Genomic DNA, 22779 nt, shown 5'->3' on the forward strand with positions numbered 1-22779 from the left:
GACCGATGGGAATCCCCCGATGAGACACACCCCGGTACGTCACCTGCGCACCGCCCGCACCGCCATATCCGGCGCCGCCGTGCTCGGCCTCGCGCTCACCGCGACCGCCTGCGGCGGCAACGTCTCCCCCGGAGGCGGCAACCAGGAGCTCAGCGGCCAGACGCTGACCGTGGCCGGCGTCTGGACCGGCGTGGAGCAGAAGAACTTCAAGCAGGTACTGGACGCGTTCACCGAGAAGACCGGCGCCAAGGTCTCGTTCTCCTCCACCGGCGACAACGTCTCGACCGTCGTCGGCAGCCAGATCGAAGGCGGCAACGCCCCCGACGTGGTGATGGTCCCGCAGGTCGGCGTGCTCCAGCAGTTCGCCAAGAAGGGCTGGCTGGAGCCCCTCTCGGCGGAGATCGGCGCCCAGGCCAAGAAGAACTTCGCGCAGGTGTGGAAGGACTACGGCACGGTCGACAAGACCTACTACGGCCTCTACTTCAAGGCCTCCCACAAGTCGACGGTCTGGTACAGCCCGGAGGCGTTCACCCAGGCCGGCGTCAAGCCCGCGAAGACGTACGAGGACATGCTCAAGTCCGGCCGTACGCTCTCCGATTCGGGTGTGCCGGCGTTCGCCGTCGCGGGTGAGGCGGGCTGGCCGCTCACCGACTGGTTCGAGAACATCTACCTCTCGCAGGCCGGGGCCGAGAAATACGACCAGCTCGCCGCCCACAAGATCCCGTGGACGGACCCCAGCGTGGTCAAGGCGCTGACCACCCTCGGCAAGCTCTTCGGCGACAAGAACCTGGTGGCCGGCGGCGGCTCGGGCGCGCTGCGCACCGACTTCCCCGAGTCCGTCCAGCAGGTCTTCGGCCCGCAGCCGCAGGCGGCCATGGTCTACGAGGGCGACTTCGTCGGCGCGCTGGTGAAGGACGAACTCAACAAGGAGGTCGGCAAGGACGCCAAGTTCTTCCCCTTCCCCTCGGTCGACGGCGGCAAGGCGCCGGTGGTCAGCGGCGGTGACGCGGCCGTCGTGCTCAAGGCCGGGAAGAACAAGAAGGCCGCGATGGAGCTGGTGAAGTACCTGGGCACTCCGGAGGCGGCCGGCATCTGGGCCAAGGCCGGAGGCTACATCTCGCCCAACAAGAATGTGCCCGCGGGCGACTACCACGACCAGGTCACCCGCAAGGCGGCCGAGTCGCTGACGTCCGCCGGGAACTCCGTGCGGTTCGACATGTCCGACCAGGCCCCCGCGGCCTTCGGCGGCACCCAGGGCGCCGGCGAATGGAAGCTGCTGCAGGACTTCCTGCGCGACCCCTCGGACCCCAAGGCCACGGCCGACAAGCTCGAGGCCGCCGCGGCCAAGGCCTACCGCAACTAAGGGACCGTCATGCCTGTCACCACTCCCGCGGCGCCGCCCGCCAAGACGCGCGGCGCCCGGCCCGGCCCGGCCGGCAAGTCCGGCCGGGCCGGGGCCCCCGGGCGGCGCGCCGCAGGCCGCCGCCGGCGGATCGCGGCCGTATTCCTGCTGCCCGCGCTGTTGCTGCTGGGCGCGCTCGTCGCGTACCCCATTGTGTTCTCCGTCGTCCGCAGCCTGTACGACGCCTCGGGCAACACCTTCGTCGGTGCCGACAACTACACCGAGATGTTCCAGGACCCGGCCACCCTCCGCGCCATCCGCAACAGCGCCGTCTGGGTCGTCTTCGCCCCCGCGCTGCTGACCGGACTCGGCCTGGTCCTCGCCGTGCTGACCGAGAAGATCCGCTGGAAGACCGCGTTCAAGCTGCTGATGTTCATGCCGATGGCGATCTCCTTCCTCGCCGCCGGCATCATCTTCCGCCTCGCCTACGAGCAGGACCCGCAGCGCGGCGTGCTCAATGCCGTCACCGTCGGCATCCACGACAGCTTCCAGGACGGCGGCGCCTCCTTCCCGACCGCCAAGACACGCATCGGCGACAAGCAGCTGGCAAAGGGGCGCGACGGCTCGTACAGCACGGCCCGCCGCACGGGACCGGGCAGCACCGTCAACCTCGGTCTGGTGGGCGTAGCGCCCAAGGACATGCCCAAGGGCGCCGCACTCGCCGCGAAGGCCGCCAAGGCCCCGGGCGCCGACGGCGAACTGCGCGGCGTGGTCTTCCTCGACTTCACCCCTGGCGGTGGCGGAAGGCCCGGCGTCGTGGACGGCAGCGAGCGCGGCCTGCCCAAGCTCGCCGTCGAGGCCGTCGATCCGCACGGCAAGGTGGTGGCCCACACCACCACCGCAGCGGACGGCTCCTACAGGCTGACCGGCCTCAAGCCCAGTTCGTACGCCCTGCGGCTCCCCGCCGCGGACTTCGCCCCGCCGTACGAGGGCATCTCCTGGCTCGGCCCGGCCCTCATCACGCCGGCCATCATCGGCGCCTACATGTGGATCTGGACCGGCTTCTCCCTCGTCCTGATCGGCGCGGGACTCTCCGCGATGCCCCGGGACATCCTGGAGGCCGCCCGGATGGACGGCGCGAACGAGTGGCAGGTGTTCCGCAGGATCACCGTCCCGCTGCTCGCGCCCGCCCTGGGCGTGGTGTTCGTGACCATGGTCATCAACGTGATGAAGGTCTTCGACCTCGTCTACATCATCGCCCCCGGCCCCGTGCAGCAGGACGCCAATGTGCTGGCCCTGCAGATGTGGCTGGTCTCCTTCGGCGGCGGCAACAACCAGGGCCTGGGCAGCGCCCTCGGTGTCCTGCTGCTGCTCCTGGTGGTCCCGGCCATGGCCCTCAACATCCGACGTTTCCGCAGGAGCCAGTCATGACCACCGTCCAGCAAGCCGCCGCGCGCCGCGGGCGGAAGCCGGCGCGGCCGGCGAAGCGGCTGAGCACCAGCCTGATCCAGGCGCTGCTGCTCATCGTCGGCCTGGTCTGGCTCACCCCCGCCGCCGGGCTCTTCCTCTCCTCCCTGCGTACGGAGGAGGCGAACGCGAGCAGCGGCTGGTGGCAGGCGTTCACCGCCCCCGGCCAGCTGTCGTTCGACAACTACTCGGCGCTGCTGAAGGACTCGGGCATCGTCCAGGCCTTCTGGAACACCGTACTGATCTCGGTGCCCACGACCGTCGCCGTGGTGGTGATCGCCGCGCTGGCCGGATACGCCTTCGCCTGGCTGGACTTCCCCGGCCGGGACTGGATCTTCCTGCTGGTCGTCGCGATGCTGGTGGTGCCGGTCCAGATCGGGCTGCTGCCGGTGGCCAAGATGTTCGGCGCGCTCGGGCTGTTCGGCTCCATCCCCGGTGTCGTCCTCTTCCACACCGCCTACGGTCTTCCCTTCGCCATCTTCCTTCTCCGCAACTTCTTCGCGGAGATCCCCAAGGAGATGCTGGAGGCGGCCCGGATGGACGGCGGCGGCGAGTGGCGGATCTTCTCCCAGCTCGTCCTGCCGCTGGGCCGGCCGGCCATCGCCAGCCTGGCCATCTTCCAGTTCCTGTGGGTGTGGAACGACATGCTCGTCGCCCTGCTCTTCGCCGACAACGAGTCCCAGCCGCTGACGGTGGCCCTGCAGTCGCAGATGCGGCAGTTCGGCAGCAACATCGGCGTGCTGGCGCCGGGCGCGTTCCTCTCCCTGATCGTGCCGCTGATCGTGTTCTTCGCGTTCCAACGGCAGTTCGTGCAGGGGATCATGGCCGGTTCGGTGAAGTAGCCGGGACCGGTCGGACCACCGGCGATGGCAGTCGGCCGTCGGCGGGAGGTTGCGGGTGACGGTACGGAGCGGAGCGGTGCGCGGTCGGTCGGCGCACCGCTCCGCTCCGTACCGTGGCCCGCCTGGCGGCACGCCGCGGGGCCGGCCGGGCCGGCGGGCACAGGGCGGGCGAGGCGGACAATGGACACGAAGGGCACGACGCCGCCCCTGACCGACGCCGACGAGCAGGAATCCCCATGACCTCGCACGACGCATTCCACCCCGACCTCCCGGACCATGACCCAGGCGCCGGCGGCAGCTCGCTGCCGTTGCGCGCCCGGCTGCACCACATCCGCGCCGATGCGCTCGACGGCGACACCGCTCAGACCGGCGGTATGCGGCGTCTCGCCGCGATCAGCGGCCGGACCGTCGGCGCCGAGCGCCTGTGGATGGGGCAGACCCATGTCGCGCCGGAGACCGCCTCCGCCAATCACCACCACGGAGCGTCCGAAACGGCGATCCATGTCGTCAAGGGACACCCGGAATTCGTCTTCCTCGACGACTCCAACGGCACCCCCGAGGAAATCCGGCTCCGTACGTCTCCCGGTGACTACCTCTTCGTTCCGCCGTACGTCCCACACCGCGAGGAGAACCCGAGCCCCGACGAAGAGGCCGTCGTGGTGATCGCCCGCAGCACCCAGGAAGCCATCGTGGTCAACCTGCCCGAGCTGTATGTCCTCGGTCACCACCACCCGCACGCCGACTGAGCTCGTCGGACGACCGCGCCAACCACCGCCGACAGCCGAGCGCCGCCAACCGCTATTCCGCCCCCGCGTCCTCCGGCGTGCCATGGGCCAGTTGGGCCAGTACGCCGAGGGCGTCGGCCAGGGCGTCGAGGGGCGGGGAGGCCAGGGCCAGGCGTACGGCGTTGGGGACATGGCCCTGGCCGACGGCGAATGCGCCCGAGGGGGTGACGGCGATGCCGCGGCGGGCGGCGGCCGCGACGAAGGTGTCGGCTCGCCAGGGGTCGGGGAGTTGCCACCAGAGGTGGTAGGCGTGCGGGTCGGCCTGGACGGCGTACGGGGCGAGGAGTTCGGCGGCGAGCCGCTGGCGGGCCGCGGCGTCGCCGCGCTTCTCCTCCTCGATGGCGGCGGCGGTACCGTCGGCCAACCAGCGCGTCGCCGCGTCGAGGGCGAAGTGGCCGGCCGCCCAGGTCCCCGACCGCAGGGCCGCCGCGAAGTCCTGCGTCCGGCCTGCGGGTGTCATCAAGAAGCCCAGGGTCAGGCCGGGGGCGAGGCGTTTGGACAGGCTGTCGACGACAACGGTGCGCTCGGGGGCGAGAGCCGCGAGGGGGCCGAGGTCGTTGCGGAGGAAGCCGTAGATGGCGTCCTCGATGGCGAAGATGTCGTGCCGGCGGAGGGTTTCGGCGAGTTGCCCGCGCCGTGCGCCCGGCATCGTGATGCCCAGCGGGTTGTGCAGGGCGGGCTGGAGGTAGACGGCGCGGAGCGGCGGGGCGGCGTCGATCGCCTCGGGGACGAGACCGTGTTCGTCCATCGCCAGCGGGACGAGTGTGACGCCGAGACGGGCGGCGATGCCCTTCACCACCGGGTAGGTGAGTGACTCGACACCCAGGCGTTCGCCGGCCGGGACGAGGGTGGCGATGGCCGCGGCGATGGCCTGCCTGCCGTTGCCCGCGAAGAGGAGCTGCCGTGGGTCCGGCCTCCAGTCGCCCCGTGCCAGGTGGGCGGCGGCGGCTTGGCGGGCGGCCGTGGTGCCCGCCGCGCCGACGGGCCGTAGCGCCGGGATCAACGCCTCGGCACGCAGCAGGTGTTGGAGGCTCGCGGCAAGTTTCGCCGGCTGCTCGGGCAGCACCGGGAAGTTCAGCTCCAGATCGATCCGCGCCTCCCCCGGCTCGGCCAGCGCGGGCTCGGCGGCCGGCGCCGATGTCCGTACGAAGGTCCCCCGTCCGACCTCACCCACCGTCAGCCCGCGCCGGGTCAGTTCCCGGTAGACCCGCCCTGCGGTCGAACTCGCGATGCCGCGCTGACGGGCGTACCGGCGCAGCGGCGGCAGCCGGTCCCCCGGCCCCAGCCGCCCCGACGCGATGTCGGCCGCGAGCTCATCGGCGATCACGCGATAGTCGTCCACCGTGCGGTCCCCCCTTCCCACCATTCCCAACGGGGCGACCATTCCCCGCGGTTCGCCCATTCCCTGCGGCGCCCGCGTTGCTCGCGTGGACGCCCAGAAAATATTGCACCGAGCACATTGTTTTCATTGCACCGAGAGATTGCCCTCTATAGCATCGAAGCGTCAAGTCAGCGGCAGTCGCCGCAGAAGGGGGAAGGCACCATGACCGATGGCGGATACGAGGACGAGGGCTCCGGTGAGGCACTCGTCCTCATCCACGGGCATCCTTTCGATCGCTCCATGTGGCGCCCACAGATCGAGCATTTCCGCCGGGCCGGATGGCGGGTGATCGCCCCGGACCTTCGCGGCTACGGCGAGAATTCGGCCTTCGGAACGCCCGCAGCGGAATCACCGGCGCCGGAAAAAACCACACTCGACATCTTCGTACGGGACATCGTCGGCCTGCTCGATGAGCTCGGCGTCGAGCGCTTCGTCCTGGGCGGGCTGTCCATGGGCGGACAGATCGCGATGGAGTTCCACCGGCTTTTCCCGGACCGTATCCGGGGAATGCTGCTCGCCGACACATTCGCCGCCGCGGATACCGAGAAGGGCAAGGCGGTCCGCCGGGACACGGCTGAACGCCTGCTCCGCGAGGGAATGTCCGGCTACGCACACGAGGTGCTGCCCAAGATGGTCTCGCCGCGGAACATCGAGAGCCGGCCGGCCATGGCCCACCACGTTCTGGAAATGATGGCGGGCACGTCCCCCGCGGGTGCGGCCGCCGCACTGCGCGGCCGCGCCGAGCGGCGCGACTACACCGACTTGCTGGCCCGCATCGCGGTTCCCACGCTGGTCGTCGTGGGCGAGGAGGACGAGTTCACGCCCGTCAGCGACGCCGAGCTCATCGCCGACCGCGTACCGCACGCCACGCTCAAGGTCATTGCGCAGGCGGCACACATGCCGAACCTGGAACGGCCGGATGCCTTCAATGCGGCGCTCCAGGAATTCCTCGAGTCCCTGCCGGCCGAAACCACGGTGAATCAGTGAACACCGTGCCGGATCATCGGAACACCGTGCTCGTGACGGGCGCCAGCAGCGGATTCGGGGCGGCGATAGCGCGGCGATTCGCCGCATCGGGCGCGCGCGTCATCGCCGCGGCGCGAAGGGCGGACAGGCTGACGGAACTCGCCGCGGAACTGGGCCCCTCTCTCCTCCCCCTGGCCCTCGATGTACGGGACAGAGCGGCGGTCGAGCAGGCCCTCGGCTCCCTGCCGGCGGAATTCGGCGAGGTCGACGTCCTGGTCAACAACGCCGGCCTCGCGATGGGCCTTGAACCGGCGCAGCGGGCCGATCTCGACGACTGGGAGCGGATGCTCGATACCAACTGCAAGGGGGTGCTGTACTGCACCCGGGCACTGCTGCCGGGAATGGTCGGCCGGGGCCGTGGACATGTGATCACTATGGGATCCGTTGCCGGTTCCTATCCCTATCCCGGCGGTAACGCCTACGGCGCCACCAAGGCATTCGTACGGCAATTCAGCCTCAATCTGCGCGCCGACCTGCACGGCACCGGCGTGCGCGTGACCTGTATCGAGCCGGGGATCTGCGGCGGGACGGAATTCTCCACGGTGCGGTTCGAGGGCGATACGGAGAAGGCCGCGGCCGTTTACGCGGGGATGCAGCCCCTGGACGCCACGGACATCGCGGAGTCGGTGCACTGGGTCGCGTCACAGCCGGCGCATGTGAACGTCAACAGCCTGGAACTGATGCCGGTCGCGCAGAGTTTCGCGCCGTTCCCGGTGCACCGCGCCTGAAGGTTGTGCCGTAGCCGGTGAGCCGGCCGCCTGGTCGTCGCGATCGGTATCCCGTCGACCAGGACCCCGGTGACGACCACTGCTCCCAGCCCCACTGCACGCTCCCGTGCCCGACCTCACCAACGCCCTGATCCGGGCAGGCGGCGATCCTCTCATCGCCGGTCAGGACAACCGGCGAGTGCGGAGCCAACATGAGCAGGTCCGTATACGCGGTGAGAGGTGGGGACTTGGAAGGCACTGACCGTGATTCCGTGAAGCTCATGGCCAGGTGAGGACCCGGGTCACACACCGGAGCTCCCGATACCGTGACCGGCAGCAAGAAGGAGATGCCCCACACAGTCCGGGCAGACTTCCAGCCCTTCACCTCAGCAGCGGAATGGCACCGGCACGGGCCCTTGTTGGCGCTCCCCGAAAAGGGCTCTGACCGCGGCCGGCGGCGACGACCACGGCGACGGCGTCGAGGACGCGGCCGACCCAGGAGGCGCCGCGCGGAGCCCACTTGCTTCAAGTGCACTTGAACGCTCTAGCGTCTGCGGCATGACGGCGATCGACAGCACCCCCGTGAAGTCCCCGCCCGTGGACGTCTGTGTGTCCGCGGGGACGGCGCATCCGCGACCCGACGGCCAGGACCGCTACACGATCAGCGAGGTCGCGGCGTTCACCGGGCTCAGGGCTCACACCCTGCGCTGGTACGAGGAGATCGGGCTGATGCCGCACGTGGAGCGCTCGCACAACGGCCAGCGTCTCTTCGGCAACAGGGATCTGGACTGGCTCACCTTCGTGCGCAGGCTGAGGCTGACCGGGATGCCGGTCGCCGACATGGTCCGCTTCGCGGATCTGGTGCGCCAGGGCGAGGCCACCTTCGACGAACGCCGGGAGATTCTGGAACAGACCCGACGCGAGGTCGTCACGCGCATCGCGGAGCTGCAGGACACCGTCGCCGTACTCGACGCCAAGATCGACTTTTATGCGGGCGCCCCCCGGGCGTCGGAAAGGGCCTGAGAGCCATCATGAGCAACACCATCGAACAGATCAGCAAGGTCGAGCTGGGCCACGGCGGCCCCCTCGTCGGCGTCCAGGGCTTCGGCGCCATGGGCATCAGCGCCGCCTACGGACAGACGGACGACGCGGCGGCCCGCGACACCCTGGAGGCCACCGTCGAGGCGGGCGTCACCCTCATCGACACCGCCGACATGTACGGCGTCGGTGCCAACGAGGAGTTCCTCGCTCCGTTCGTCGCCGCGCACCGCGACGAGGTCACGCTGGCCACCAAGTTCGGCTTCGCGTGGCAGGACGACGATCCGAGCCGGCGGTCCATCCGCAACGACCCCGCCTACGTGAAGAAGGCCGTTGAGGCGAGTCTGCGCCGCTTGAACGTCGATGTCATCGACCTCTACTACATGCACCGCCGCGACCCCGCCGTCCCGCTCGCCGAGTCCGTCGGCGCCATGGCCGAACTGGTGCGGGAGGGCAAGGTCAAGCACCTCGGCCTGAGCGAGGTCACCGGTGCCGAGCTGCGCGAGGCGCACGCCGTGCACCCGATCACCGCCCTGCAGACGGAGTGGTCGGTCTTCAGCCGGGACGTCGAGCGCAGCGTGGTCGGCGCGGCCGCCGAGCTCGGGGTCGCCTTCGTGCCGTACTCGCCGCTCGGCAGGGGCTTTCTGACCGGTGCCTTCACCGACGCGGGCAAGGACCTCTCCGACGACGACTTCCGGAAGCTGATGCCGCGCTACTCCGGCGACAACGCCAAGGTGAACGCCGCGCTCCTGGAGCCCCTGCACAAGATCGCGGCCGGGCGCGGCGCCACCACGGCGCAGATCGCCCTGGCCTGGCTGCAGCAGCGGGCCCAGGTGCACGGCCTGACCGTCGTACCGATCCCCGGGACCCGCAAGCGCGGCCGCCTCCTGGAGAACGCCGCGGCCACCCGGATCACGCTGACCTCCGAAGAGCTGGCGCTGCTGGAGCCGATCGCCGGCCAGGTAGCGGGTGACCGCTACGCGGACATGTCCCTCACCTCCGCAGCCCGTGAGGCCCAGGGTCCGTCCTCGGAGTGATCTCGGACGGTGGATCACGTCGGGTGAGGGATGCTGGACGCCCACCATCGGGAGCCGGACGCCGGCTTCGGCAGCCAGGGCGGTCACCCGGTCAGGTGGTGGGCGACCGAGGCCCCCACCGCTCCGGCTCCGACGACCACGGTCTCTTCAACTGCCGTGCCCGTGCCTCCTGTTGGATCCCGCCGTGACTGTGAATCACGATATCCAGCCGGCGGAGGCGGGATAGGGGAGGCGGATAGCGGGCAGACGACGGGAGACCAGGGGAACAACGCCCGTCCGCCCGCGTCCGCGAGTGGTGACGATCCGGGGTCGGCGCATGACACCGGTACAGGGCAACTGCGCGCTCGATGCAGTCCTTGTGCCACGTCGGCACACCGATTCACGGGAGAAATCCGCATGCCCAAGCCCATGTACGACTACGACCTGCTCGTCAAGGATTCCCAACTGCTCGTCGTCGACGACGCCACCGAGATCGCCGGTGGCTGGATCGCGCTCCGCGACGGCCGCGTCGCCGCGGTCGGCGGGCCCGGCACCGAACCGGACAGCGTGGCACGTACGGTCTCCGCCGCGGGCCGTCTCGTCACACCCGGCCTGATCAACACGCATCACCACCTCTACCAGAACCTCACCCGCTCCTTCGCCCCGGCGGTCAACGGCACCCTCTTCAACTGGCTCACCACGCTCTACCCCCTGTGGTCCGCCCTCGACGCGGAGGCCGTCCACCTCTCCACCTACGTGGGCATCGCCGAGCTGCTGATGGGCGGCTGTACGACCTCGATGGACCACCTCTACGTCCATCCGCGCCCGCGCCTGGTCGACGCCGAGATCCGCACGGCCCAGGACATCGGCTTCCGCTTCCACGCCACCCGCGGCTCCATGACCCGCTCCGTCGAGGACGGCGGGCTGCCGCCCCGCTCCGTCACCCAGACCGATGACGAGGTACTGGCCGACAGCGAACGTGTGGTGACGGCCTATCACGACCCCTCCCCCGGCGCGCTGATCCGCGTCGCGCTGGCCCCCTGCTCACCGTTCTCGGTGACCAAGGAGCTGATGACCGAGACCGCCGAGCTCGCCGAGCGGCTCGACGTACGGCTGCACACCCACCTCGCCGAGGACCGGGACGAGGACGCTTTCTGCCTGGAGACCCACGGCTGCCGCCCCGTCGAGTACTTCGATTCCGTCGGCTGGATGAGCGACCGTACGTGGGTCGCCCACTGCATCTACCCGGACGACGACGAGCGCGCCCGGCTCGCCGCGGCCGGCGTGGGCGTCGCGCACTGCCCCAGCTCCAACATGCTGATCGGCGGCGGCACCGCCGCCATCCGGGAGATGCGCGAGCTCGGCATGCCGGTGGGGATCGGCTGCGACGGCTCCGCCTCGACCGACCACGCCTCGCTGTGGATGGAGACCCGCGGGGCCCTGCTGCTCGCCCGCTACCGCGGCGGACCCGGGGCGATGGCCGCCCGCGACGCCCTCGACATGGCAACCAGAGGCTCCGCCCGCTGCCTGGGCCGCGAGGACGAGCTCGGACATCTGCGGCCCGGCGCCTGCGGCGACCTCGTCGTATGGAACACCCATGAGGTGGCGCTCGCGGGTTCGTTCACCGATCCGGTCGAGGCCTGGCTGCGCTGCGGGCCGTCCCGCGCCTGGACCACGATCGTCGGCGGACGCGTTCTGGTCGAGCAGGGTGAGCCTCAACTCCCGGAATTGGAGGAGAAGTTGAGGGAACATGCGCGCGTGGCGCGCCGTATCCAGCGCCTGAAGTAGAAAGGCGGGCCGCCACCGTTCGTTCGACCGGTGCCGCCCGGCCGCACGGCATCCGTCAGCACATCCCCATCGTCGTCCGCCGGTACGTGGACCGCCGGTCGTCGATCTCCGCCCGGAGGTCGCCGTAGACGGTCTGCTGGATTCCCGGATCGCGCAGGAAGTCGTGCGGGAAGCCGAGCGGGACGGCGCTCGCCGCGTCGAGGCGGGTCAGGGCGTCGGCGTCGAGCTCGATGTCCACGGAAGCGAGGTTGTCGGCGAGCTGGGCCTCCTTCGTGGCGCCGATGATCGGAATGATGTTGCCGGGGCGGCTGCGCAGCCAGGCCAGCGCCACCTGGGCCGGGCGCCAGCCGCCCTTCTCGGCGACCTCCAGGACCGCGGTGATGGTCTCGTCCTCGTTGTGGTCCGCGCGGTTGGTCCAGTCGGGGCTGTCCAGCCGGCCCGTCTCGCCGCGCCGGTACTTGCCGGTGAGCTTGCCGGCCGCGAGCGGGCTCCACGCCAGCACCGCCTGATCGAAGGCGCGGGCCTGCGGGAGCAGGTCGCGCTCCGGTTCCCGCTGCAGCAGGTTGTAGCGCAGCTGCGAACCGGCGAAGACGGTCCAGCCACGGAGTTCGGCGAGTGTGTTGGCCTGCGCGATCTCCCAGGCGGGCCAGTCGGAGACCCCGACGTAGAGCACCTTGCCGGCGCGTACCACGTCATCGAGCGCCCGCATGACTTCCTCGACCGGGCTGAAATGGTCCCGCGCGTGCACCCAGAGGATGTCGACATGGTCGGTACGCAGCCGGCGAAGGCTGGTCTCCAGTGACCGGAAGAGGTTCTTGCGGTGATTTCCCGCCGAGTTCACATCGCCGTCACGGGTCGCGCAGGTGTACTTGGTGGCCAGGACGAATTGCTCCCGGCGGCCCTCGAGCAGTTCACCGAGAATCGTTTCCGAGCTGCCGCCGGTGTAGATATTGGCGGTGTCGAGGAAATTGCCGCCCGCATCCGCGTAGGCCTGGAGAATGCGGGCGCTGGTGTCCTTGGCGGTGCCCCAGCCCCAGTCCTCGCCGAAGGTCATGGTGCCCAGACTCAACTCGCTCACCCGCAGGCCGGTCTTGCCGAACAGTGTGTAGCGCACCGTGTTCCCCTTCGGTCAGGCCGTGCCCCGGATCGAGTGCTCTGTCCGGTGATCAAGCTGCAGTGGCGGTCCGTACGGCAGACGCTATGCGCTGGAGCGCACTTCAGCGCACGACCGCCGCTGCGTGGCGGGGGCCTGACACCCGACTGCCAACCTCCCTGCCAACGCGGCTACCTGGCCGTATGAGGTGCAAGGGTCTTTGTCAGCGCCGGGCCGCCCGGGTCTCCCCCCGTGGCTCGTGCGGTCCGGTGCGTCAGTCGCCATCGCGCTCTGGGAGGAAGACCATGAAGACGCTGTGCCGTGCGTTCATCGCCGGAGTTCTCACGCTCGCCCTGGGCGGCCTGGTGGCGCCCGCCGCCTCCGCCGCCCCGGCCGGTGTCGCGGGCACCCGGGCCACCACGGTGTCGGCCGCGCTGAGCTGCCGTGCCGCCGACAACCACAGCGAGATCGCCGCGAAGTTCATCTCCCGCTGCAAGAAGGGGTCGATCCGCAGGGAATTCCCCAGCGACCGGCTGTCCCGTTCCCTCGGCCAGATCTACGACGGGAAGCTGAGGGGTGACCAGGACGACGTCAAGGCATGGAAGCTGCTGAACGACCGCCGGTTCGACAAATGAGCAACCGGTGAGAAATCGGCCGGCCGCGGGGAACGGATAGCTGCGAGCCCTGCGGCCGTACGAACCGACCGCGACGGCGCGAAGCCGACACCGACCGGGCAAGGAGTCCGCCATGACCGGCAGGAACATTCCCCATGTGGCGATCGTGCTGATGGAGGCACACTCCGACGCGGCCGGCCGGCCGCCGCTGTTCCAGGAGAATTTCCTGCTGGTGCATGCGCCGGACGAGAAGACCGCGCGGGAGCGGGTCGAGCGGCGGGCCCAGGAGGCCGAGACCAGTTATCGCAACGACCGCGGCGAGACCCTCACCTGGCGGCTGCGGACGATCGTCGACGTCAAGGAGGCCGAGGACACCGATCTGACCGAAGACGCCGATCTCTACACCCGGCACTTCCGCGACTACGCGTCCTACGAGAGGTTCGAGCCGCTGCTCTCCGGTGAGGAGATCTGAGCCGGCCCACGCCCGGCCCGACCCTCGCCGCCCACCCAAGTGGCCCGCCCCGCCTTGCCGGGACGGGCCACTTCCCGTATGCGGCTGCGCGAATGGCCCGTTCAGGTGGCTGGGCTCACGTGGCGGAGATCGGGTGCAACGCACGGTGAACCGAGTCGCCGGCGGCCGCTACGTACAGGGCGTCACCGGATGCCATCTGTGGGAGAACGCATGACACACGACACGATTGCCCCGCCTCCCGCGGGGAAGCGCGACAACCCCTCGCCGGCCACGGTGCTGGGCACCGAGCTCGCCCGGAACCGCCGGGGGTTCGTGCCCTGGTACCACCTCCTCGCGCCGGTCATCATCACCGTCCCGCTCTTCCTCGGGTCGCTCGGCTCCTCCGAGGCCAAGGCGGGCCAGACCTTCGAGGTGTTCCGGAATGTGACGCTGGAGTTCTGGGGCGTGCTGGTGCCGATGACGGCGGGTCTGGCGGCGGCGCTGTCCGTCCGCGCCGACCAGGACGCCTGGCGGCTGCTCCTTTCGTACGGCGTGCCGCGCGGACGCTACTTCGTCGGCAAGGTGGCCGCGCTGGGAGTGCTCGGCTTCCTCTCGTCCACGGTGCTGCTGGTGATGCTGTCGCTCGGCGCGATGCTCAGCGGCAAGTTCCCCGACGCCATGGGCACGGTCGTCGCCGCGGTCTATCTGCCGTGGCTGGTGGGGCTGTCCATGACGGCGCTGGCGGTGCTGGTCGCGGTGATGTGGGGCATGGGGCCCAGCATCGGAGTGGGCGTTGCGGGCCTGCTGTCCGGGGCGCTCATCTCGGACAAGGTCTTCTGGTACGCGGTGCCGTTCGCCTGGCCGATGCGGGTGGTGCTGCCGCTGGCCGGGATCGGGCCCAACGGCGTACCGCTGCCGAAGGACAGTCCGGTCACCGACCCGTCGGCCATCCCCCTTGCCATCGGCCTCGCCGCCGTCCTGACGGTGGTCCTGCTGTTCGTCGGCAGCCTGCACATGAGCCGTAAAGAGATCTGACGCATGAGCCACCTGACTCACCTGAACCACCTGAACCACGTGAGCCACCTGAACCACGTGAGCCGTAAGGAGATCTGACCAGTGCGACACGAAGTCGCTCCCGAAGAGCGGGCGATCTGTGAGGAGTTGGAGTGAACAGATCGTCCCGGGCCAGTGTCCAGGCCCGTCCCCACGCTCGCATGCGTCGCTGGCAACGGCGGGGTGTGAAGCCGAGCGGGAAAGCCCAAGAGCGGTCCAGGCCATCGGACAGCCACAGGTGAAGGGGAAGGATGGACGGGCGAACGCGAGTGAACCCTTGATGACGTCCCGTTATCTCCACGCCGCGCAGATGGCGACGTAATCGGCGGTCATAGGGCCTGGCGCGGAAGAGCGCGATGCGACCCCCTCAGTTGGTCAGGAGGGGAGCGGACACCGCAGGCCCCGGGATTAAGAGGGCGCCCACCCCATCCGTATCTCAGAGGAGTGGAACGTGGAAACCCCGTTGGAGTCCGGGCGACGCCCGGTAAGCCGGAGGCAACGAAGGCCCAACTCTCCAGCGGGACAGGATGATCCGAGAAGCGAATGCCGGCAGGGCGAAAGCCCGGGGGAAAGCAGCGGAGTACCGCTGCATAACCCGCCGGATACGGGACTTGTGCCCGGCCCGAAAGGGAGCCCACGCGGATCAGGTAGGCCTGTGAAGAAGAACTGTCTGGAAACCAGAACTGAGGGAAAAGTTAGATGCCGGAGGAAGGTATGACCGTAGACGTTCAGGCGACCACGTCCGCCTCTCCGGTGAACGGACCCGAAGACTACGCGCAGGCATGGAGCAGTATTGACTGGTCCCAGGCCGAAGCGTCCGTACGGCGACTTCGACAGCGAATCTTCACGGCAGCGCAGGCGGGGGACCTGAAGAAGGTCCGAAACTTGCAGAAACTCATGATGCGATCACGCTCAAATACCCTCGGCGAGTTCCATCCGTCCCGGAAAGACAAGTGTGTTTGGCGACCGGGTAACCGGGAGCTACCTCCACAAGTTCAACTGGACCAGAGTTGAAAGGCATGTGGCCGTCAAGGGGGCTAACTCCCGAGACGATCCAAGTCTAGAGATCTACTGGGCGAACCGCGCACGTAAAAAAACTGGCAGCCGTATCGGACAGAATGTCGGTCACGCTGGCAGCCCGCCAAAAAGGGGTTTGTGCTCTGTGTAAACAGCCACTGATCTCTGGTGCCGAGTACGAACCTGACAGTCCCCGTGAATGGGCAACCTGGTTCTCGGCATCCATGAAGCTGCTTCACAAGCATCACTTCGTGTATAGGCGGAATGGCGGATCGGACGATGGGACCAATCTTCGCCTCGTACACGCTGAATGTCACCGTCAGCATCACGCTGGAGATCACAGGAAGGTCGAGCAAGTATGAACGCTGATCGCAGCCCAAGGGGCCCGCTTGAGCCGGATGCGGTGAACAGCCGCACGTCCGGTTCTGAGGGGGCCGGGGCATGGCAACATGCCCCGGCTACCCGACTGACCGCGATGACACCGGGATACTCCGGCATGCCGACCGGCCAGATGCCGACGGCACTCAAGATCCGTCAGCTGCACAAGCATTACGGCGCGCACCGCGCCCTGGACGGCGTGGATCTGACGGTCCAGGTCGGCGAGGTCTACGGCCTGCTCGGGCCGAACGGCGCCGGCAAGACGACCCTGATGAAGGCGCTGCTGGGGCTGCAGCGGCCGACCTCGGGCAGCATCGAGATCTTCGACCGGCCGGTGGGACGGCAGTCGCTGGCCGATGTCGGCGCGCTGATCGAAGTCCCGGGCCTGTGGCCGACGTTGACGGCCGACGAGACGCTGAAGATCCATGCCAAGCTGCGCGGGGTGCCGCAGGAATGGATCGAGCCGGCGCTGCGTCTGGTCAAGATGACCGATGCACGCAGCCGCAAGGTCGGGGCGTACTCCCTCGGTATGCGCTGGCGGCTGGGGATCGCCGTCGCACTGCTGGCCAAGCCGCGGCTGATCGTGCTGGACGAGCCCACCAACGGTCTGGACCCGGTGGGTATCCGAGAGATGCGCAAAATCATCCGCTCCCTGGCCGGGGAGGGCGTGGCGGTGCTGATCGCCAGCCATCAGCTGGCAGAGGTCGCCCAGGTCTGCGACCGGGTGCAGGTGCTGGTCGCCGGGCGCACCCGCTTCGAAGGACCGCTGGCGGGGCTGGCCCTCGACGGGGATGTGGAGGCCGGATTCTTCCGGCTGCTGGAGACCGCGGATACGGCGATCCGCTGATGCGGGATCCGCGATGGCCCCTGCCCGGCGGCCCCGGTGGCGAGCGCCACCCGGGCCGCCCGGACGGCCCTCCGCAGGGCCGTCGGGCAGGGCGTCAGCAGGCGCGTGCCGGGACCGGATGCGCCAGGCCCCAGCCGGCGGCCAGCGTGAGCAGCTCCGCCCGGCCGGCGACGCCGAGGTCGTCGTAAAGACGTCGGATGCGGCGGTACATGGACCGCTCGGAACAGTAATGGCGCCGCGCGATCTCGGACACGGTCGCCGACGTACAGAGGACGTGCAGCAGTTCCCGGTCGCAGTCCGGCAGCTGGGGCGATGGCGGTTCGTGCGGCGGTGGCGGATCGTGCGGTGCCGGCGGATCGTGCGGTGGCCGGGGGGTGCGGAGCTGTTCGGGAACGGAAGCCGGATCGGGGGCGGTGCCACGAGCCGGTTCACAGGCCGTGTCGAGCGCCGACCGGGCCCTGGCGACGGGATCGGCCAGGGCGGGAGCCGGGAGCCGTAAACCGTGCGACCGGGCGCCCGGTGCGAGGGGGGATTCCCAGCCGGGGTGGCCGCGGTCGTGCACACCATGATGGCCGCCGTGACCGCCGTGGTCGCCCGGGACGGACCGGAGCCAGGTGGCGGAGCCGTCGACGGAGCTTGCCACGCGGTGCGCCCGGCATTGCGCGTACAGCATGTCGATCTGGCGTTCCCCGGGGATGGCGAGGTTGAGCACAAAGTTCGCGCCGGAGCGGATGGCGTAGTACGTCTGGTGGCCCGAGACATCGTTGGTGACGGCGACGAGCAGCGCGAGGGGATGCCGGATCCGTACGGCGCGCAGCCCCTCGGCCTGGAATTCGCTGGTGACGGGCATCAGGACGGGCAGATCGAGGGCGATGCCGGGGGCGGTGAGATCCGCGTCCTCGACGAAGTCGACACGGTCCAGTCCGGGACGGAGTCCGCTGAGCGGGGAGTGTGGCGATTCGAATTGTGCGCGCAGGCCGCACTGGGCCAGGAGATGGAGGCCGGTGGCTGACGAGGCGTGCTGATGCTGTTGCATGGTGGTGCCCCCCGTTTGTTGCGTTCGTGCGGTGTTTCCTTTGGTGGTGCGTGGGCCGGGCGGCTCGGGTCAGTGAGCGGCGCGGCAGAGCTTGAGGGTCTTGCTGAGCAGGGAGCCGAGGCTCACTTGGTCGCCGTCGTCGCCGGAGGCACGCAACGGACCGATGTCACGGTATCCGGCATTACGGGCACGGTCGTTGAGAGCGTAGGTGGTGCCGTCGGGGGCGGTGAAGACCGCCTGGTTGTCCTTTCTGCATTCGGCAGTACCGTGGTCGACCTTGAGCGGCCAGGTGTAGCCGAGGTTCTTCTCGCTCATCTTCTGCTTGGCGGCGGTCGGGCTGGGAAGCGGGACGGGGTCGGTGGTGTGCGGTTCGCTACGGCCGCCGCCCCCGCAGGCGGTCAGGCCCAGCAACGCCAGCCCGGCCAGGGCCGAGACCACGGCGGACCGGGCGTGCGGGCCCCGCGGGGTGTGCCGGGATCGTCGGGTGTATGCGCTCACTTGTTGGCTACCTCGCTGTCCGAGCTGTCTGAAATGGCTGAACTGGCCGAACTGGCCGAATGTGAAGAATCGGCGCGTTCTGGAGTGTTGGTCTTTCCGTCGGCGCACAGAAGCGCGGCATAGCCGTCTTCGAGCGACGGCTCGACCGGGCGCGCCCCCGCGGGCGGGTTGGTGGTGACGATGCGGTATTCGGGTCCCTCGGCGGTGGTCAGCGCGCTCACCACCTCGGCGCCGGGCGGCGGTCCGGCCGCCTTGATGACGTAGGTGCACCCCGCGGCCTGGCTGACCAGCGCGGCCGTGGTGTCGTGGAAGACCAGCCGGCCCGTGGTGAGAACGGCCACCTCGGGGCAGGTCTGGGCGACGTCGTCGAGGATGTGGGTGGACAGCAGCACGGTACGGCCGCCGCCGAGACCGGCCAGCAGGGCGCGAAAACGCATCCGTTCGTGCGGGTCGAGTCCGGTGGTGGGCTCGTCGACGATCAGTACGGACGGGTCGCCCATCAGCGCCTGAGCGATGCCGACCCGGCGCTTCATCCCGCCGGAGAACCCGGCCAGCCGCTCGTCCGCGCGCTCCTCCAGAGCGACCTCGGCGATCTTGGCCTCGACCTGGGCGCGGCGGGTGCGCTTGTCGCGGATGCCCTTGAGAACGCCGATGTAGTCGAGGAACTCACGGGTCGTCAGATCGGGGTAGAGGGAGAGCTCCTGCGGGAGGTAGCCGAGGGTGCGTTTGACGGCGGTGAGGCCGTGGCTGGTGGACAGGTCGTGACCGGCGACGGTCACCCGCCCGGAAGTGGGCCGCAGTACGCCGGTGAGGATGCGCAGCAGCGTGGTCTTGCCCGCGCCGTTGGCGCCCAGGAGTCCGACGGTGCCGCGCTCGATATGCAGATCCACGGCGTCCAGCGCGCGGCGGCCACCGGGGTGGACCTTCGTCAGTCGCTCAGTGGTGATGTTCATGATGCTCCGTGTCGGCGTAGTCGGGCGACGAGATGGCCGAGGGCGTAGCAGGCCGCGGCCATGGCCAGGACGAGGACGAGGTTCAGCAGCGCGGTGGCGTCGGTGGCGTCGGGGCGCAGCGGGCCGGTGCCCTGCCGGTTGGCCCAGACCTCGGGGGCGTGCGCCCAGGCGACCAGCGGATAGCCGCCGAGCGGGGACAGGACCGTGCCGGTGGCGGTGGGCAGCGGGGAGAACCGCGGCGGGAAGTGCAGGGCCCACAGCCACACCACGACCGTGACGGCGCGCGCCGCGGCGACCGGCATCAGCACCCCGAGCAGGCCGGCGAACGCGGTCACCAGGAGCGCGGCGGGCAGTACGGCCACCACCAGGGCGACCGCCGCCGAGGCCAGCGGGGCCGCCGAGCCGGCCATCGCCGAGATCACCGCTCCGTAGAGGAGGAAGAGGACGACGACCGGTGCGAGAGCGGTGAGCAGGGGGCCGATCAGGGTGCCGGCCGTGCGCGGCAGCAGGCCGGCGGGGGTGGCGGTCAGCAGCTCGGGCATGCCGCGCGCCTCGAGGGAGCGGCGCAGCCGGTCGGTGAGCGCGAGGCCCACGCCCAGGGTGCAGAGGGTGTTGACCAGGACTGCGGCCGCGCCGCATCGGGCCGCCGGGTCGCTGTGTCCGGTGACGACGGGTGAGGTGGCGGCGAGCAGCAGGCTCAGCAGGGCCAGTGGCAGGACGGCGGCCCAGACGGCTTTACGCCGGGCAGCCATCAGGGCTTCGTAGCGAAGGGTCCAGATCAGGGCGGTCATCAGGCCTCCCCGGGGCCGAAGCCGCCTGCGGTGCCCAGCCGTGCGCCCTGGCGGCCGCCGGGCCCCAGGGCGCGCAGCGCCAGCGCGGTCAGCCAGCCGCCGGCCACTATCGCGGGCACCGCCTGCGCGGCCCCTTCCGGGACCACCCGGTCGATCAGCAGGAGCTTGGCCAGTACGGTCGCGACGACCAGTCCGGTGGCGGGCGCGGCCGAGCCGAACCGTACCGTTGCCCAGACCGCGCAGCCGGCGAGCAGCACGGTCAGCCCGGCCGGCTCGACGAGGGTGACGGCGAGGTCGGGGCGATGGCCGGTGGCCGCCAGCGCGGCGGTCACGGCCAGGATGGCGGCCGCGGTGACGACGGCGGGCCAGGCCAGGCGACGGGCTACGGTGCGGGCGTAGGCGGTGGGCAGCGACAGATGGAGCTCGGCCATCGGCTCCCGGGCGACCACGGCCGCGCAGGCCAGGGCCGCGGCGGTGGGCGGCGCGCAGGTCACCAGCGCGCGGCCGAGCAGCATTCCGTCGCCCGTGCGCGCGGCCGTCGCCGCGTAGGCCACGAGGGCCGCCAGGACCGGCAGCACGGATGCCTGCCGCCCACAGCGGCGGACCTCGTGGGGCCACCAAGTCGCAGCGGTCATTGCACACTTCCTCCCATGCGGTCCCGCGGCAAGCGGGCGGTACGGACAGTACGTAGCGTCCCGGCCCGCTGCGGTTCACCTGTGCGCGGAGGAGCAGGGGACCCGGCTATTTTGCGGAGGCCGGGCCGCCGGACGGGCGCATGGCCGTGGCGGCCCATGCCAGGAGCGCAAGAGCGGCCACCAGCGTCCATGGTGTGGTCGACAGCAGTGTGCCGAGCACGCTCTGGAGCGGTGTGGTGAACATGCCCTGCGGCCCGCTGAGCACGCCGAGGATCCACAGCGTTCCGCCGGCGGCCGCGCCCACGGCCGGGGCGAACCGTACGGACAGCGCGAGCGCGAGGGACGCGGCCAGCAGCGATTCGCCGAGCCAGCTCGCCACCACCGTCCCCCATCCCGGCCCCTCCACCAGCGCCGAACAGGCCAGGGCCAGCGCCATGTCGACGCAGAGCACCACCGTCAGCCGGGCCAGGAACACCGCCGCGGGCGGCACCGGCAGGGTGAACAGCAGCTCGCGCCGGGGGTCGCGGCGGGGCGAGGCCACCAGCAGTGCGCCGAACAGCATCAGCAGGACGACGACGCCGCCGAACACCCGGAGTACGAGGCGTTCCTGGGTGAAGGTCGAGGCGAGCAGCGCCGCGCCGACGATGCCGAAGGCGCTCAGCGGCGCCCAGATCCGGGGCAGCAGGGCGGCCTGGCGCAGCGCCAGCAGTCCGGCCAGCCGCCAGGGCGCGGCGAAGCCGCGGGCCGGCCGGAAGCCGCGGGCGGGCCGTGGGGCCGCCACGGTCTGCGGGGCGGCCCCCTCCTGGTCGGCCGCTGCCGGCGCAGGCCCCATGAGGACGTCGAACGAGGGGACCGCGACGGACTGTTCCATGGCATCCGTCCGCGCCGCTTCACCGATGTCCTGCCACACTGCCATCCGCGTACGGCAGTCGAGGCAGTCGTCGAGGTGCCGCTGATGCTGCGCGGGGAGCGCTCCGGGGCGGGAGAGACGCGCCAGGGCGTCGTCCGCGAGGTGAGGTGTCATCGTCGTCCCGATCCTTCCAGCCGCGTGGCGGCGAGCATGGTGCCCAGCCGCCGTCGCGCATGGGACATCCGGCTTTTGACGGTGCCCACCGGGATGGCCAGCACGGTGGCCACTTCCGGGTAGGCCAGGTCCTCGACCAGCACCAGCACAAGGACCTCGCGCAGATGTTCGGGAAGCGCCCGCACCGCTGTCAACAGGGCCGTGCGGTCGGCGTCCCGCACGATCTGGTCCTCGACGCTCGGCGCCGGGTCCGGCACATCGTGCGCCTCGGCGAGATCCGTCAGCTGCGGCCGCGATTTCCGCAGCTGATTGTGGGCCTGCCGTCTTGCCACGCCCAGCAGCCAGCCCCGTACCGAGGAATCACCGCGGAAGCCGCCCGCCGAGCGCCACACGGCCAGCCACGTCTCCTGCAGGACCTCTTCCGCGACCCCCTGGTCCGAGGTGAGTCTGCGGATGAGGCGGAGCATGGCGGCGGCATGCCTCTCGTAGAGGGTCCGCAGGGCTGTCTGGTCGCCGCGGGCGACGGCGGTCAGCAGAGCTTCGTCCGAACACACACCAGGTACGTATCCAGGAATCCGGGATCGGTTCACGGATTCACCAAGATGATCTGGTGTACGACCGAATTCGGCCACGACTGCCGCGCTCCCGCTCTTCTGCCGCGGAACTGCCAAGACTGCCAAGCCTGATCAGATCGGTTGAACAGCCGCGAATGTCCGTGATTGCGTAAAGCCCGGATCGCGATCCATGAACGTCCATTCGATTTCAACGGAGGACACGATGGGAATCAACGGCCCCGCTCAGCCGCAGGACGACGGCCTGTTCGACCTCGACCTGGAGATCGGCGTGGAGAAGTCCGTCGCCGGCCCCGCCGTCACGAGCATCTCCTACTGCACCCCCGGGTGCACCAGCGACGGCGGCGGCTCCGGCTGCAGCCACTGCTGCTGACCTCACCGGCCGGTGGGGCGGGCGGGCGCTCGCCCGGCCCCACCGGCCGTTC

25 protein-coding genes are annotated in these 22779 nt (G+C 70.1%); 16 read left to right on the plus strand and 9 right to left on the minus strand.

Annotation, left to right across the window (positions count from 1 at the left end; all coding sequences use genetic code 11):
- Positions 1-19 precede the first annotated feature (19 nt).
- The 4 genes from ACZ4S3_RS30975 to ACZ4S3_RS30990 all read left to right on the plus strand — a co-directional run bounded on the left by ACZ4S3_RS30975 (position 20) and on the right by ACZ4S3_RS30990 (position 4397).
- Positions 20-1363 (plus strand): ABC transporter substrate-binding protein, encoded by a 1344-nt coding sequence (locus ACZ4S3_RS30975; protein ID WP_467940044.1) that lies wholly within the window; start codon positions 20-22, stop codon positions 1361-1363.
- 9 nt (positions 1364-1372) lie between these two features.
- A complete protein-coding gene (locus tag ACZ4S3_RS30980) occupies positions 1373-2773 on the plus strand; it encodes an ABC transporter permease subunit (protein ID WP_467940046.1) in 1401 nt (466 codons plus the stop codon).
- On the plus strand, positions 2770-3651 hold the full coding sequence (locus ACZ4S3_RS30985; protein ID WP_467940048.1) for a carbohydrate ABC transporter permease: 882 nt from the start codon (positions 2770-2772) through the stop codon (positions 3649-3651). The genes ACZ4S3_RS30980 and ACZ4S3_RS30985 overlap by 4 nt, the downstream gene beginning before the upstream one ends.
- Positions 3652-3887: 236 nt before the next feature.
- A complete protein-coding gene (locus ACZ4S3_RS30990; RefSeq protein ID WP_467940053.1) occupies positions 3888-4397 on the plus strand; it encodes a cupin domain-containing protein in 510 nt (169 codons plus the stop codon).
- 52 nt (positions 4398-4449) lie between these two features.
- Here the strand turns inward: ACZ4S3_RS30990 and ACZ4S3_RS30995 are convergent, their stop codons facing one another.
- Positions 4450-5778, minus strand: a complete 1329-nt coding sequence (locus tag ACZ4S3_RS30995; protein WP_467940055.1) for an aminotransferase-like domain-containing protein — start codon at positions 5776-5778, stop codon at positions 4450-4452.
- Between the two features lie 201 nt (positions 5779-5979).
- On the opposite strand from ACZ4S3_RS30995, the gene ACZ4S3_RS31000 reads away from it, so the two are divergent.
- The 5 genes from ACZ4S3_RS31000 to ACZ4S3_RS31020 all read left to right on the plus strand — a co-directional run bounded on the left by ACZ4S3_RS31000 (position 5980) and on the right by ACZ4S3_RS31020 (position 11392).
- Positions 5980-6804 carry an alpha/beta fold hydrolase gene (locus tag ACZ4S3_RS31000; RefSeq protein ID WP_467940058.1) on the plus strand — a complete coding sequence of 275 codons (825 nt, stop codon included), beginning with the start codon at positions 5980-5982 and terminating at the stop codon, positions 6802-6804.
- Positions 6801-7571: an SDR family NAD(P)-dependent oxidoreductase gene (locus ACZ4S3_RS31005; RefSeq protein WP_467940061.1), complete on the plus strand. Its 771-nt coding sequence runs from the start codon at positions 6801-6803 to the stop codon at positions 7569-7571. The genes ACZ4S3_RS31000 and ACZ4S3_RS31005 overlap by 4 nt, the downstream gene beginning before the upstream one ends.
- Positions 7572-8108: 537 nt before the next feature.
- Positions 8109-8573, plus strand: coding sequence for a MerR family transcriptional regulator (locus tag ACZ4S3_RS31010; protein WP_467940065.1), 465 nt, complete (start codon positions 8109-8111; stop codon positions 8571-8573).
- 8 nt (positions 8574-8581) lie between these two features.
- Positions 8582-9625 (plus strand): aldo/keto reductase, encoded by a 1044-nt coding sequence (locus ACZ4S3_RS31015; protein ID WP_467940069.1) that lies wholly within the window; start codon positions 8582-8584, stop codon positions 9623-9625.
- Positions 9626-10021: 396 nt separating this feature from the next.
- Entirely contained in the window at positions 10022-11392 is a 1371-nt protein-coding gene (locus ACZ4S3_RS31020; protein ID WP_467940073.1) for an 8-oxoguanine deaminase, read from the plus strand.
- Between the two features lie 55 nt (positions 11393-11447).
- Here the strand turns inward: ACZ4S3_RS31020 and ACZ4S3_RS31025 are convergent, their stop codons facing one another.
- Positions 11448-12506: an aldo/keto reductase gene (locus ACZ4S3_RS31025; RefSeq protein WP_467940075.1), complete on the minus strand. Its 1059-nt coding sequence runs from the start codon at positions 12504-12506 to the stop codon at positions 11448-11450.
- A 284-nt stretch (positions 12507-12790) separates the two neighbouring features.
- Between ACZ4S3_RS31025 and ACZ4S3_RS31030 the strand changes: the two genes are divergently transcribed.
- From ACZ4S3_RS31030 to ACZ4S3_RS31055, 6 genes are all read left to right on the plus strand, one after another.
- Positions 12791-13120, plus strand: a complete 330-nt coding sequence (locus ACZ4S3_RS31030) for a hypothetical protein (protein WP_467940079.1) — start codon at positions 12791-12793, stop codon at positions 13118-13120.
- A 112-nt stretch (positions 13121-13232) separates the two neighbouring features.
- Complete coding sequence (locus tag ACZ4S3_RS31035) at positions 13233-13571, plus strand: DUF4288 domain-containing protein (RefSeq protein ID WP_467940083.1); 339 nt, start codon at positions 13233-13235, stop codon at positions 13569-13571.
- A 210-nt stretch (positions 13572-13781) separates the two neighbouring features.
- The gene (locus tag ACZ4S3_RS31040) at positions 13782-14585 is read left to right on the plus strand and encodes a lantibiotic immunity ABC transporter MutE/EpiE family permease subunit (RefSeq protein WP_467940085.1); all 804 of its coding nucleotides are present in this window, start codon (positions 13782-13784) and stop codon (positions 14583-14585) included.
- Between the two features lie 732 nt (positions 14586-15317).
- Positions 15318-15617, plus strand: coding sequence for a reverse transcriptase N-terminal domain-containing protein (locus ACZ4S3_RS31045; RefSeq protein WP_467940088.1), 300 nt, complete (start codon positions 15318-15320; stop codon positions 15615-15617).
- 227 nt (positions 15618-15844) lie between these two features.
- Positions 15845-15982: an HNH endonuclease gene (locus ACZ4S3_RS31050; protein WP_467940430.1), complete on the plus strand. Its 138-nt coding sequence runs from the start codon at positions 15845-15847 to the stop codon at positions 15980-15982.
- 113 nt (positions 15983-16095) lie between these two features.
- A complete protein-coding gene (locus ACZ4S3_RS31055; protein WP_467940092.1) occupies positions 16096-16845 on the plus strand; it encodes an ABC transporter ATP-binding protein in 750 nt (249 codons plus the stop codon).
- A gap of 94 nt (positions 16846-16939) precedes the next feature.
- On the opposite strand, the gene ACZ4S3_RS31060 is transcribed toward ACZ4S3_RS31055, so the two are convergent.
- The 7 genes from ACZ4S3_RS31060 to ACZ4S3_RS31090 all read right to left on the minus strand — a co-directional run bounded on the left by ACZ4S3_RS31060 (position 16940) and on the right by ACZ4S3_RS31090 (position 22336).
- Positions 16940-17881, minus strand: coding sequence for a helix-turn-helix transcriptional regulator (locus ACZ4S3_RS31060; RefSeq protein ID WP_467940095.1), 942 nt, complete (start codon positions 17879-17881; stop codon positions 16940-16942).
- Between the two features lie 69 nt (positions 17882-17950).
- Positions 17951-18379: a DUF2511 domain-containing protein gene (locus tag ACZ4S3_RS31065; RefSeq protein ID WP_467940099.1), complete on the minus strand. Its 429-nt coding sequence runs from the start codon at positions 18377-18379 to the stop codon at positions 17951-17953.
- Positions 18376-19332: an ATP-binding cassette domain-containing protein gene (locus ACZ4S3_RS31070; protein WP_467940101.1), complete on the minus strand. Its 957-nt coding sequence runs from the start codon at positions 19330-19332 to the stop codon at positions 18376-18378. The genes ACZ4S3_RS31065 and ACZ4S3_RS31070 overlap by 4 nt, the downstream gene beginning before the upstream one ends.
- On the minus strand, positions 19329-20123 hold the full coding sequence (locus ACZ4S3_RS31075) for a hypothetical protein (protein WP_467940103.1): 795 nt from the start codon (positions 20121-20123) through the stop codon (positions 19329-19331). Before ACZ4S3_RS31075 ends, ACZ4S3_RS31070 begins: the two co-directional genes overlap by 4 nt.
- Positions 20123-20758 carry a hypothetical protein gene (locus ACZ4S3_RS31080; RefSeq protein WP_467940105.1) on the minus strand — a complete coding sequence of 212 codons (636 nt, stop codon included), beginning with the start codon at positions 20756-20758 and terminating at the stop codon, positions 20123-20125. Before ACZ4S3_RS31080 ends, ACZ4S3_RS31075 begins: the two co-directional genes overlap by 1 nt.
- 106 nt (positions 20759-20864) lie before the next feature.
- Positions 20865-21782, minus strand: coding sequence for a hypothetical protein (locus ACZ4S3_RS31085; RefSeq protein ID WP_467940107.1), 918 nt, complete (start codon positions 21780-21782; stop codon positions 20865-20867).
- Positions 21779-22336, minus strand: coding sequence for an RNA polymerase sigma factor (locus ACZ4S3_RS31090; protein WP_467940110.1), 558 nt, complete (start codon positions 22334-22336; stop codon positions 21779-21781). Before ACZ4S3_RS31090 ends, ACZ4S3_RS31085 begins: the two co-directional genes overlap by 4 nt.
- Before the next feature lie 223 nt (positions 22337-22559).
- On the opposite strand from ACZ4S3_RS31090, the gene ACZ4S3_RS31095 reads away from it, so the two are divergent.
- Positions 22560-22727 (plus strand): gallidermin/nisin family lantibiotic, encoded by a 168-nt coding sequence (locus ACZ4S3_RS31095; protein ID WP_467940112.1) that lies wholly within the window; start codon positions 22560-22562, stop codon positions 22725-22727.
- The last annotated feature ends 52 nt before the right edge of the window (positions 22728-22779 follow it).

The organism is Streptomyces sp. NPDC028368 (assembly GCF_055565615.1).